An 11,585-nucleotide genomic window follows, 5' to 3' on the forward strand; every position below is an offset into this window, starting at 1 on the left:
ACCTGGCGGGACGCGCGAGCCGCCCGGTGGTTCAACGAGTCAGGCGCCGCCCTCGACCCGCAGCACGCTCGTCACCGACCGGACGATGTCCAGGCCCCGCAGCTCGACCACCGTCGCGGCGAGCGCGGCGTCCGGTGCCACGTGGGTGACGATGACCAACTCGGCGTCGCCGTCCCGGCCGGGAGCCCCGCCCGCCGAGCCCTGCCGCACGGTCGCGATCGACACGTGGTGCCGGGCGAACACGCCGGCCACCGCGGCCAGCACACCCGGTCGGTCGGCCACGTCCAGGCTCACGTGGTAGCGGGTCAGCGCCTCGCCCATCGGCCGCACCGCCAGGGCCGCGTACGCGCTCTCGCTGGCCGCGCGGACCCCGGCGAGCCGGTTGCGGGACACCGCCACCACGTCGCCGAGCACGGCGCTGGCGGTCGGCGCACCACCCGCGCCCCGGCCGTAGAACATCAGCTGCCCGGCGGCGTCGGCCTCGACGAAGACCGCGTTGAACGCGTCGCCGACGCTGGCCAGCGGATGGCTGCGCGGGATCATCGCCGGGTGCACCCGGACGCTCACCGTCTCCCGGCCGGCCGGGTCGACACCCCGCGCCGCGATGCAGAGCAGCTTGATCGTGCAGCCCATGGCCTGGGCGCTGGCCATGTCGGCGGCGGTCACCTCGGTGATGCCCTCGCGGTGCACGTCGGCCGCCCCGACCCGGGTGTGGAACGCCAGCGAGGCGAGGATCGCGGCCTTGGCCGCCGCGTCGAAGCCCTCCACGTCGGCGGTGGGGTCGGCCTCCGCGTACCCCAGCTCGGTGGCCTCTTCCAGTGCCTCGGCGAAGCCGGCGCCGGTGGCGTCCATCGCGGAGAGGATGAAGTTGGTGGTGCCGTTGACGATGCCGGTGACCCGGTTGATCCGGTCACCGTGCAGCGACTCGCGCAGCGGTCGCAGCAGCGGGATGGCGCCGGCCACGGACGCCTCGTAGTAGAGGTCACCGCCGCCCTCGGCGGCGGCTTCGTGCAGGGCCACGCCGTCCTCGGCGAGCAGCGCCTTGTTGGCGGTGACCACGCTCTTACCGGCCCGCAGCGCCTCGACCAGCCAGCTTCGGGCCGGCTCGATCCCGCCGACCACCTCGATCACCACGTCCACGTCGTCGCGCTTGATCAGGCCGAGCGCGTCGGTGGTGAACAGGTCCTCGTCGACCGGCAGGTCACCGCGGTCGCGGCCGAGCCGGCGGACGGCGATGCCGGCGATCTCCAGTGGAGCGCCGATGCGGGCGGCCAGGTCGGCCGACTGCTCGTGCAGCAGCCGGACCACCTCCTGGCCGACAGTGCCGCAGCCGAGCAGCGCCAAGCGCACAGGTGACGTCATCCCACATCCAATGCCAGCAGATCGTCTTCGGTCTCCCGCCGGACGATCAGACGCGCCTGGCCGTCGCGCACCGCCACGACCGGTGGCCGGGGCACGTGGTTGTAGTTGCTGGCCATGCTCCGGCAGTAGGCGCCGGTGCCGGGCACTGCGACAAGATCTCCGGGCTGCACGTCGGCGGGCAGGAATTCATCCTTCACCACGATGTCCCCGGACTCACAGTGCTTTCCCACCACGCGGGCGAGCAACGGCTGCGCGGTCGACGCCCGGGAGGCCAGCGTCGCCGAGTAGGACGCGTCGTAGAGCGCCGTGCGGATGTTGTCGCTCATTCCGCCGTCGACGCTGACGTACGTCCGGAGGCCGTCGAGGTCCTTGACCGTGCCGACCTCGTAGAGGGTGAACACGGCCGGCCCGACGATGGCCCGCCCCGGCTCGATCGACAGGTGCGGCACGGCCAGGTTCTCCGCCGCGCACTCCGAGTCGACGATCTTGCGTAGGCGCTTGGCCAGGTCCTGCGGGGCGGCCGGGTCGTCCTGGGTGGTGTACGCGATGCCGAAACCGCCACCCAGGTCCAGCTCGGGCAGCTCCACACCGCGCGCGTCGCGGATCTGCGCCTGCAGGGCGAGCACCCGGCGGGCCGAGACCTCGAAGCCGCTGGCGTCGAAGATCTGCGAACCGATGTGCGAGTGCAGACCCCGCAGCTCCAGCACGCCCTCGTCGAGGATCTTGAAGGCGGCGTTCGCGGCGGCGCCGCCGGCCAGCGAGAAGCCGAACTTCTGGTCCTCGTGGGCGGTGGCGATGAACTCGTGCGTGTGCGCCTCGACACCGACGGTGACCCGGACCAGCACCCGGGGCCGGACCCCGCGCTCGCGGGCCAACGCGGTGAGCCGGTCGATCTCGGTGAACGAGTCGACGATGATCCGCCCCACCCCGGCGTCCAGCGCCCGGGCCAGCTCGGCGACCGACTTGTTGTTGCCGTGGAAGCCGATCCGCTCCGGCGGCATCCCCGCCGACAGGGCCGTCGCCAGCTCGCCGCCTGTGCACACGTCCAGGTGCAGCCCCTCCTCGGCGATCATGCGGACGACCGCACGGCAGAGGAACGCCTTGCCGGCGTAGTAGACGTCCTCGCCGGGGAAGGCAGCCCGGAAGTCGCGGCAGCGGGAGCGCAGGTCGGCCTCGTCGAGGACGTACACCGGGGTGCCGAACTCGGCCGCGATGTCGCGGACGCTCAGGCCCGCGACGGCGACCGCGCCGTCGGCCCCGCGCGTCACCGACCGTGGCCACAGCGCCGGCACGAGGGCGTTGACGTCGGCCGGGGCACGCAGCCACGCCGGCCCCTGGTTGCTGATGTCCGCGTGCAGTGCTCCAGCCTCGTGAGCGCGCATCGTGCTACATCCTTTCCGGGGCGGAGACGCCGAGCAGGTGCAGCCCGTTGGCGATCACCGTGCGGGTGGCGTCGTTGAGCCAGAGCCGGGCGCGGTTGGCGTCGGTGACGGGCTCGTCGCCGCGCGGCAGGATCCGGCAGGTCGGCTCGTCGTAGAACCGGTGGTACGCCTGCGACACGCGCTCCTCGAGGTAGCGCGCGATCCGGTGCGGTTCCCGCAGCTCGGCCGCCGACGCGACCACGGCGGGGAACTCGGCGAGCGCCTTGAGCAGCTCGTTCTCCTTCTCGTGGTCGAGCAGGTCGGGGCGGAACGCCGCCCCGTCGCCACGGGTGAGGCCGACCTGGGCCGCCTGACGGGCGGCGCTTGCCGTCCGGGCAGCCACGTACTGCACGTAGTAGACCGGGTTGTCGCGGCTCGCCCGGGTCCACAGTTCGATGTCGATGTCGATGGGCGAGTCGCTGGAGTAGCGGGCCAGCGCGTACCGGGACGCGTCCACGCCGATGGCGTCGACCAGGTCCTCCAGGGTGATCACCGTGCCGGCCCGCTTGCTCATCCGCATCGGGGCGCCGTCGCGCAGCAGGTTGACCAGCTGCCCGATGAGGATCTCCAGGTTGCGCTCCGGGTCGTCGCCGAAGCACGCGGCCATCGCCTTCATCCGGCCGATGTAGCCGTGGTGGTCGGCGCCCAGCATGATCACGACCCGTTCGAAACCGCGCTCGCGCTTGTCCAGGTAGTAGGCGCAGTCCGCGGCGAAGTACGTCCACTCGCCGTTGGACTTGCGCAGCACCCGGTCCTTGTCGTCACCGAAGTCGGTGGTGCGCAGCCAGGTGGCGCCCTCGGACTCGTAGAGGTGGCCCTGCTCGCGCAGGCGGGCCAGCGCGAGGTCGAGCTCACCCCTGTCGTGCAGGTCCTTCTCGTTGAAGTAGGTGTCGAACTCGACCCCGAAGTCGCGCAGCGACGAGCGGATCTCGTCGAACATCAGCGCGACGCCCTCGACCCGGAAGACCTCCTGGGCGGCGTCGTCGTCGAGCGAGCGCACCTCCGGCCGGCGGGCCTGCACCTCGGTGGCGATCTCGGCGATGTACGCGCCGCCGTAGCCGTCCTCCGGTGCGGGCTCGCCCTTGGACGCGGCGAGCAGCGAGCGGGCGAACCTGTCGATCTGGGAACCGGCGTCGTTGAAGTAGTACTCCGTGCCCACCTCGGCGCCGGTGGCCCGCAGCAGCCGGCTCAGCGCGTCACCGACGGCCGCCCAGCGGACCCCGCCGATGTGCACCGGGCCGGTCGGGTTGGCCGAGACGAACTCCAGGTTGATCTTCTCGCCGGCGAGCCGGTCGCTGCGGCCGTACTCCGCGCCGGCCTCGACGATCAGCCGGGCCAGCTGGCCCGCGGCGGCGGCGTCGAGGCGGATGTTCAGAAAGCCCGGCCCGGCGATCTCCACCGACTTGATCCCCGGCGCCCGGCCCAGCTCGTCGGCCAGGGCGCTGGCCAGCTCGCGCGGTGGGACGCCCACCTTCTTGCTCAACTGCAGAGCGAGCGTTGAGGCGTAGTCGCCGTGCTCGGGGTTGCGCGGTCGCTCCACCACCGTGCGCTCCGGGAGCGCGGCGTGATCCAGGCCACGGTCGGTGAAGACGGCGTGGGCGGCGGTGAGGACGACCGAGGCGAGTTCTGCAGGAGTCACCCAACCATGTTATCGGGGGTAGACTCGGGCACTCGGCGGCTACCCTGCGCGTCATCCGGCCCGCCACTCCCCTGACCGACCGACCTGACGAGGCACGATGAGCATCAGCACCCCGGGCGGCCCTGAGCGCCGCCCGACCGTGGTCAGCACCGGCAAGAAGCCGGCTGCGGGCCGGCCGGCGTCCGGCGCCAAGGCCGGCACCGGCAAGCCGGCAGGCACGCCACGGGCAGGCGGTAGCGGCAAGGGCCCCCGCAAGCCGGTCACTCCGGTCAAGGTGAGCCAGGGCCGGGCCTGGGGCCCGATCGCGCTCTTCGTGACCGTGGGCGTGCTGGCCGCCGGCATCATCGGCTACGGCGCCTGGGCGTCGTTCCAGGGCTCCAAGCCGTGGGACAAGAAGGCCAACGCCATCGAGGGCATCGTCAACATCCGCAAGACCGACAAGACGAGCCTCGACTACGAGTCCCACAAGTCGGGCCCGCTCACCTACAAGTACTCGCCGCCCGTCGGTGGAGTGCACAACGCGGCCTGGCAGAACTGCATGGGCGACGTGTACGACGCCCCGATCGCCAACGAGCACGCGGTGCACAGCCTCGAGCACGGCGCGGTCTGGATCACCTACCGCCCGGATCTGCCGAAGGACCAGGTCGACAAGCTCGCCGGCAAGGTGCGTGGCGTCGAGAAGATGCTGATGAGCCCGTACGAGGGTCTGGACAAGCCGATCTCGCTCCAGGCGTGGGGCTACCAGCTCAAGCTCGACAACGCCGACGACAAGCGGATCGACGAGTTCATCAAGGACCTGCGGGTGAACGCCTCCGTCGAGGGTCCGACCGCCCTCTGCAACACGGGCGTCACCGCCACCGGCACCACGCCGCGTGAGCTCCAGCAGCAGCCCCCCACCCAGTAAGGACGGCTATGACAGCCCCCGCCACCACCGACACCGAGCACGACGACGTCGTGGCCGCCCCGGACGAGGACGGCCGGGCCCCGGCGCGGCGCTACGGCCTCGCGGCGCTCGCCATCATGGTGGTGGTGGGCCTGCTGCTCGGGTACGCCGGCGGCCTGCTCACCCCCCGCCTCGTCCGGCCCGGTGACTCCTCGGTCGAGGCGGGCTTCGCGCGGGACATGACGACCCACCACGCCCAGGCGGTGGAGATGAGCCTCATCGCGTACCGGTCGGCGACGCTGCCCGAGGTCCGGCAGATCGCCGTCGACATCGCCACCGGCCAGCAGGGCGAGATCGGCGCCATGCAGACCTGGCTGCGCGAGTGGGGTCTCAGCCCGACCGGTTCGAAGCCGCCGATGTCGTGGATGTCGGACGGGGCCACCGTCAAGGACGGGCTGATGCCGGGCATGGCCACCCCCCAACAGATGGCCTCGTTGCGCGACGCCAAGGGCATCGAGGTCGACAGGCAGTTCCTGAAGTTGATGTACGACCACCACCTGGGCGGCATCCACATGATCGACGCGGCGCTCGGCGAGACCGACAACGCCGAGGTCGTACGGGTGGCGCAGACCATGAAGAACACCCAGCAGTCCGAGCTGAACAACCTCCGGCAGCTCCAGGCGCAGGCCAAGGGCTGACCGACCGCACAGGCACACCGGGCCCGCGTCACCGCCACCCAATGGCGGGGCGCGGGCCCGCGCCGTCCGGGCGCGAGCCCCGACGCGGCGCGAGCCCCGACGCGGCGCGTGACGCGATGATCGACTCGGGTTCCTGGAAGTCGGGGTGTCCGAGGCGCGCTGACAGCCCGGTTTCCAGGAAACCGGGGTCGATCATCGCCCGTCTTGTCCGGATAGTTCCTCATGGGGTGATTGACCGAGACAGGCGATTACGTTGCTTAGAGAGTTTTCTCCGCACATATCGTGACCAGAGATGATTCGGGCTCGTTGCCCAAGACGTGGGGGTTGCACTCAGAGACGCACGGCGCTCGGTCACCAGTTGGTGCCGACGCCACACCATCGGCGGTGACGGGGCGGTGGCAGCCGTCCGTCGCGGACAGCGGCAGGGCGAGCCGGGAACGCTCAGTCGCGAACAGGAACTCGAACTGATCGACACACTCCGGGGCGTCCACCCCGACGAGTTCGGCCTGGACGACGAGCTGTGGACGCGGCAGAGCCTCACCACGCTCATCCAGCGCCGGTTCGACCTACCGCTGGACGCGGGCGCGGTCGGGGCGTACCTGCGGGCCTGGGGGTTGGGTCCGCGGGAACCGCGCGAGCGTGCCTGCGGGCTCTGCGTCAGCGCGGTCGAGCGCTGGGTACGTAGCGAGTATCCGGCGATCACCCGGACGGCCCAGGAGCACCTGGCCGAGGTCTACTGGATCGGTCGGGTGCGACTGCGCGGCACGATGCCGGCGGCGGACGTGATCTCCGCGGTGTCGTCCCGGGGTCGGGTGCGCTTCATGATCACTACGCCGACTGTCGACCCGCCGCTTCCCCGCGACTTCGTGCTGCGACTCAGTGGCGAGGAGCAGCGCACCGTGCACCTGATCGTGGACGGGTCCTGGCCACGCAACGAGTGGCCACGGCGCCTGCCTCGGCGGATCGTCCTGCATCCGCTGCCCAGCTGCGGGCGGGCGATCGCGGCCTGAACACCGGGCGGGCCGGTCACCGACACGATCGGCTCGCCCGATACCGATTCGGCGTACGCGGAGGAGGTTTGCTAGTCTTCTCCAGTCGCTGAGCCCCCGTAGCTCAGGGGATAGAGCACCGCCCTCCGGAGGCGGGGGCGCAGGTTCGAATCCTGCCGGGGGCACCACAAATCACCGCAGCAGAGGCTCTTGACCAGGGGAAACACGGTCAGGAGCCTTTCTCGTCCGTCCGACCACCTGATCACCCGGTGTGGGGGTCGTGGGCGTTGACCAGGCGCACCGACCTATCGACGGCAAGATCCACCAGCAGTCGTTGCGTGTGGAGTCTGGCGGTTTCGTCGTACTGCGTGGAGGCGGCGAACGCCTCGACCGCAGGCGGTGCGGTGCGGGTGAGCTGTGCGTGGTGGTGGATCGCGTCGCCGACGTGCAGGAGCGCCTGCCCCTGGGTGGTGTCATCGATAAGCACGCCGGCGTGCCCCGGCGAGTGGCCGGCCAGCGCGACCAGACGGATCGATGCCGGAAGGCCGTCGAGTGTCCAGGAGGCTTGCCCCCGCCAAGGCGGCGCCGGGGTCGGTGCGGGCGCCCAGGACACGCCGTGCGCCCACTGTGCCGGCATGACGCGTTCGTCGCCCTCCGCAACGGCGACTCGACACTCGCTCGTGGTGTGCACCCGAGCCGAGGGGAAGTCGGCGAGGCCGCCGACGTGGTCGCGGTGATGGTGCGTCAAGATCACGTCTGAGACGTCCCGCGGATCCAGGCCCAGCGAGATCACGCGGGCGACGAGCGTCTCGTCGGGGTCGAGAGCCGGGCCGACCTGCGCGATCCAGTCCTCCCCCAGGCGCAGCTCGGGGGACTCGATATCCGCACGCCCGATCCCGGTGTCGACAGCGATGAGCCGGCCTTCCCACTCGATCAGGAGGCATCGGCAGATGAAGTGGGGTACCCCGAAGACGGCGTGACCCAGGCCGACAGCTGTCGTCACGCCCCCGGGTGGGCGCGGCGCCGTGCCGGAGCCCGGGCTCGTGGCCGGGGAGGGTGTTTCCACGTGCCGATCCGGCCGCCCGCCCGACGAACGCACCCCGCGGCGGCCCGGGATCGTACGAGATCAAGAATGTCGCCATGCTGTTTCTCGGGTTGCTGTTGGCCGCACTGGGCGGGGCCGCCGTCGCGGCGGTCCTCACCGTTCGAGGGCTCACCGCGGCGTTCCGAGCACACGAACGGCCGGGTTGGCTGCGGGCTGCGGCGCTCCTCGCGGGTGCGGCGACTGTCGCGATGTACGCGGGGGGTCTGCTCCACGTCGGCTTCGCGGTCATGCGGGCGGAGGACGGCGGCGCAGGCTCCTTCCCGATCGAACCCTGCCGGGAGGCCGGGCCGCAGCTCGCCAGCCTTGTCGACGGGTATGCGGTCAGCTACCTCCCGATCCGCTTCGAGTGCCACCTCAGCGACGGCGGCACATACGTCACCTCATCCGTTCCCGGGTACGTCAACCCGGTCGTGGCCGCCCTCGGGCTGATCACCGCCACGAGCGGGATCCTCGGCAGCACGACGGCACGGCGCGCCCGACCGCCGGTGGCGTGATCGTTCGACAGGTCCGTCACGAGCCCACGTACGCCGCCAGGTGCTCCCCGGTGAGGGTGGAGCGGGCGGCGACGAGATCGGCCGGGGTGCCCTCGAAGACGATCCGGCCGCCGTCGTGACCGGCGCCCGGACCCAGGTCGATGATCCAGTCGGCGTGCGCCATGACCGCCTGGTGGTGCTCGACGACGATCACCGACTTGCCGGAGTCGACGAGCCGGTCCAGCAGGCCGAGCAGTTGTTCGACGTCGGCGAGGTGCAGGCCTGTGGTCGGCTCGTCGAGGACGTACACGCCGCCCTTCTCTGCCATCCGGGTGGCCAGCTTGAGCCGCTGCCGCTCGCCGCCGGACAGTGTGGTCAGGGGCTGACCGAGGCTGAGGTAGCCGAGGCCGACGTCGACGAGCCGGTCGAGGATGGCGTGCGCGGCCGGCGTACGTGCCGCGCCCGTGCCGAAGAACTCCTCGGCCTCGCGCACCGACATCGCCAGCACCTCGCTGATGTCGCGACCACCGAAGCGGTACTCCAGGACCGACGCCTGGAACCGCCTCCCCTCGCACTCCTCGCAGGTGGCGGCGACACCGGCCATCATTCCCAGGTCGGTGTAGATGACGCCGGCGCCGTTGCAGCCGGGGCAGGCGCCCTCGGAGTTGGCGCTGAACAGCGCCGGCTTCACTCCGTTGGCCTTGGCGAACGCCTTGCGGATCGGGTCGAGCAGGCCCGTGTACGTCGCCGGATTGCTCCGTCGGGAGCCGCGGATCGCGCTCTGGTCGACCGACACCACCCCGTCGGAGTCGGACACCGAGCCGTGGATCAGTGAACTCTTGCCCGAGCCGGCCACGCCGGTCACCACCACGAGTACGCCGAGCGGGATGTCGACGTCGACGTCGCGCAGGTTGTGGGTGTTCGCGCCGCGTACCTCGAGCACACCCGTCGGCTTCCGCACGGACGTCCTCAGGCGGGCCCGGTCGTCCAGGTGCCGCCCGGTGAGCGTGTCGCTGGCGCGCAGCCCGTCGACAGTGCCCTCGAACACCACCTCGCCTCCGGCGGTGCCGGCGCCGGGCCCCAGATCGACGACGTGATCGGCGATCACGATCGCCTCCGGCTTGTGCTCCACCACCAGGACTGTGTTGCCCTTGTCGCGCAGGCGCAGCAGCAGGCCGTTCATCCGCGCGATGTCGTGCGGGTGCAGCCCGATCGTCGGTTCGTCGAACACGTACGTGACGTCGGTGAGCGACGACCCGAGGTGGCGGATCATCTTGGTGCGCTGCGCCTCGCCACCGGAGAGCGTGCCCGACGGCCGGTCGAGCGACAGGTAGCCCAGCCCGATCTCCTCGAACGAGTCGAGGAGGTGTTGCAACCCGGTGAGCAGCGGCGCCACCGACGGCTCGCTGACGCCCCGGACCCAGGCCGCCAGGTCGCTGATCTGCATCGCGCAGACGTCGGCGATGTTCTTGCCCTTGATCTTCGACGACCGGGCCTCGGCGCTGAGCCGGGTGCCGGCACAGTCGGGGCAGGTCGTGAACGTCACGGCACGGTCCACGAAGGCGCGGATGTGCGGTTGCAGCGTGTCCACGTCCTTGGCGAGGAACGACTTCTGGATCTGCGGGATCAGGCCGACGTACGTCAGGTTGATGCCATCGACCTTGATCTTGGTCGGCTCACGGTGGAGCAGATCCTGCAACTCCTTCTTCGTGTACTTGCGGATCGGCTTGTCCGGGTCGAAGTAGCCGCAGCCGCGGAAGATCCGGCCGTACCAGCCCTCCATGCTGTAGCCGGGGATCGTGATGGCGCCCTCGTTGAGCGACAGGCTGTCGTCGTAGAGCGCGGTCAGGTCGAAGTCGGTGACCGCGCCCATCCCCTCACAGCGCGGACACATGCCGCCGAGACGGTTGAAGGTCGCCTTCTCGGTCTTGGTCCGGCCCGCGCCGCGGTCCACCGTGATCGCGCCGGTCGCCCGCACCGAGGGGACGTTGAAGGAGAACGCGTTCGGCGAGCCGATGTGCGGTTGCCCGAGCCGGCTGAAGAGGATGCGCAGCATGGCGTTGGCGTCGGTGGCGGTGCCGACTGTGGAACGGGCGTTGGCGCCCATCCGCTCCTGGTCGACGATGATCGCGGTGGTCAGCCCGTCCAGCATGTCGACCTCTGGCCGGGTCAGCGTCGGCATGAAGCCCTGCACGAAGGCGCTGTAGGTCTCATTGATCATCCGCTGCGACTCGGCCGCGATGGTGCCGAACACCAGCGAGCTCTTGCCGGAACCGGAGACCCCTGTGAACACCGTCAGTCGGCGCTTCGGAAGCTCGACAGTGACGTCCTTGAGGTTGTTGACGCGCGCGCCCTGCACCCGGATCAGGTCGTGCCGGTCGGCGACGTGCGCCGCGGGCGGGTCCGTGGCCTTGCTCATGGTGTCTCCATCTTCTCGGGCGGGCGGGAGCCCTCAGGTCACGGCCGGCGCGGCTCGGGGAGGCTCGCCCACGCCGGTGCGAGCCGTGGCAGTCACGCTATGGGCGGCGGCGTGACCTGGGCTTCTCGATTCCTGATCGGTCTGGTCACCTGCTTCGCCGTGCACGACGGCATCCCGGCCGTCGCGAGCGCCGCCTCCCGCCGGTAGGTGCTCGGCGGCACACCTACCAACTCGGTGAAGCGGGTGCTGAAGGTGCCGAGCGACGAACAGCCGACCGCGAAACAGACATCGGTGACGCTCAGGTCACCGCGACGCAGCAGCGCCATCGCGCGCTCGACGCGCCGGGTCATGAGATAGCTGTACGGAGATTCGCCGTAAGCGAGCCGGAACTCCCGACTGAGGTGACCGGCCGACATGTGGACGCCCCGGGCGAGCGCCTCGACGTCCAGGGGCTGCGCGTACTCCCGGTCGATGCGGTCACGGACGCGGCGCAGCCGCGCGAGATCGCTCAGGCGCTGACTCTCGGCGGATCGGCTGCTCACCTGGGAAATCGTGCCACACACCCCCGACGAGATGGACCGCCCAGGACCGCGCGC

At 70.9% G+C, this 11,585-nt stretch carries 10 protein-coding genes and 1 tRNA gene; 5 read left to right on the plus strand and 6 right to left on the minus strand.

Going from position 1 to position 11,585, the window contains the following annotated elements; all coding sequences use genetic code 11:
- Window positions 1-39 precede the first annotated feature (39 nt).
- The 3 genes from AB0K10_RS04470 to argS are packed head-to-tail and all read right to left on the minus strand — an operon-like array spanning window position 40 to window position 4,422.
- Window positions 40-1,350, minus strand: coding sequence for a homoserine dehydrogenase (locus AB0K10_RS04470; protein ID WP_363680496.1), 1,311 nt, complete (start codon window positions 1,348-1,350; stop codon window positions 40-42).
- Window positions 1,351-1,358: 8 nt separating this feature from the next.
- On the minus strand, window positions 1,359-2,744 hold the full coding sequence (gene lysA / locus AB0K10_RS04475; RefSeq protein WP_363679912.1) for a diaminopimelate decarboxylase: 1,386 nt from the start codon (window positions 2,742-2,744) through the stop codon (window positions 1,359-1,361).
- Window positions 2,745-2,748: 4 nt separating this feature from the next.
- Window positions 2,749-4,422, minus strand: a complete 1,674-nt coding sequence (gene argS / locus AB0K10_RS04480) for an arginine--tRNA ligase (protein ID WP_363679914.1) — start codon at window positions 4,420-4,422, stop codon at window positions 2,749-2,751.
- Between the two features lie 97 nt (window positions 4,423-4,519).
- On the opposite strand from argS, the gene AB0K10_RS04485 reads away from it, so the two are divergent.
- The 4 genes from AB0K10_RS04485 to AB0K10_RS04500 all read left to right on the plus strand — a co-directional run bounded on the left by AB0K10_RS04485 (window position 4,520) and on the right by AB0K10_RS04500 (window position 7,180).
- On the plus strand, window positions 4,520-5,326 hold the full coding sequence (locus tag AB0K10_RS04485; RefSeq protein WP_363679916.1) for a DUF3105 domain-containing protein: 807 nt from the start codon (window positions 4,520-4,522) through the stop codon (window positions 5,324-5,326).
- A gap of 8 nt (window positions 5,327-5,334) precedes the next feature.
- Entirely contained in the window at window positions 5,335-6,003 is a 669-nt protein-coding gene (locus AB0K10_RS04490) for a DUF305 domain-containing protein (RefSeq protein ID WP_363679918.1), read from the plus strand.
- 317 nt (window positions 6,004-6,320) lie between these two features.
- Window positions 6,321-7,013, plus strand: a complete 693-nt coding sequence (locus AB0K10_RS04495; protein WP_363679920.1) for a winged helix-turn-helix domain-containing protein — start codon at window positions 6,321-6,323, stop codon at window positions 7,011-7,013.
- 92 nt (window positions 7,014-7,105) lie between these two features.
- A tRNA-Arg gene (locus AB0K10_RS04500) sits at window positions 7,106-7,180 on the plus strand.
- Window positions 7,181-7,254: 74 nt separating this feature from the next.
- On the opposite strand, the gene AB0K10_RS04505 is transcribed toward AB0K10_RS04500, so the two are convergent.
- Window positions 7,255-7,995, minus strand: coding sequence for an MBL fold metallo-hydrolase (locus AB0K10_RS04505; RefSeq protein WP_363679922.1), 741 nt, complete (start codon window positions 7,993-7,995; stop codon window positions 7,255-7,257).
- Between the two features lie 137 nt (window positions 7,996-8,132).
- Here AB0K10_RS04505 and AB0K10_RS04510 point away from each other — a divergent pair, with 137 nt between their 5' ends.
- Window positions 8,133-8,591: a hypothetical protein gene (locus AB0K10_RS04510; RefSeq protein WP_363679924.1), complete on the plus strand. Its 459-nt coding sequence runs from the start codon at window positions 8,133-8,135 to the stop codon at window positions 8,589-8,591.
- A 16-nt stretch (window positions 8,592-8,607) separates the two neighbouring features.
- Here the strand turns inward: AB0K10_RS04510 and AB0K10_RS04515 are convergent, their stop codons facing one another.
- Both AB0K10_RS04515 and AB0K10_RS04520 read right to left on the minus strand, forming a co-directional pair.
- Complete coding sequence (locus AB0K10_RS04515) at window positions 8,608-10,989, minus strand: excinuclease ABC subunit UvrA (RefSeq protein WP_363679926.1); 2,382 nt, start codon at window positions 10,987-10,989, stop codon at window positions 8,608-8,610.
- Window positions 10,990-11,081: 92 nt separating this feature from the next.
- On the minus strand, window positions 11,082-11,531 hold the full coding sequence (locus tag AB0K10_RS04520; RefSeq protein WP_363679928.1) for a helix-turn-helix transcriptional regulator: 450 nt from the start codon (window positions 11,529-11,531) through the stop codon (window positions 11,082-11,084).
- Window positions 11,532-11,585: the final 54 nt, after the last annotated feature.

The organism is Micromonospora sp. NPDC049274, from assembly GCF_040678875.1.
GTDB lineage: Bacteria > Actinomycetota > Actinomycetes > Mycobacteriales > Micromonosporaceae > Micromonospora.

Coding starts and splice junctions, on each gene's coding strand:
- lysA (WP_363679912.1), bottom strand. CDS start 2,744: ATGCGCGCTCACGAGGCTGGAGCACTGCACGCGGACATCAGCAACCAG.
- AB0K10_RS04510 (WP_363679924.1), top strand. CDS start 8,133: ATGCTGTTTCTCGGGTTGCTGTTGGCCGCACTGGGCGGGGCCGCCGTC.
- AB0K10_RS04485 (WP_363679916.1), top strand. CDS start 4,520: ATGAGCATCAGCACCCCGGGCGGCCCTGAGCGCCGCCCGACCGTGGTC.
- AB0K10_RS04515 (WP_363679926.1), bottom strand. CDS start 10,989: ATGAGCAAGGCCACGGACCCGCCCGCGGCGCACGTCGCCGACCGGCAC.
- AB0K10_RS04490 (WP_363679918.1), top strand. CDS start 5,335: ATGACAGCCCCCGCCACCACCGACACCGAGCACGACGACGTCGTGGCC.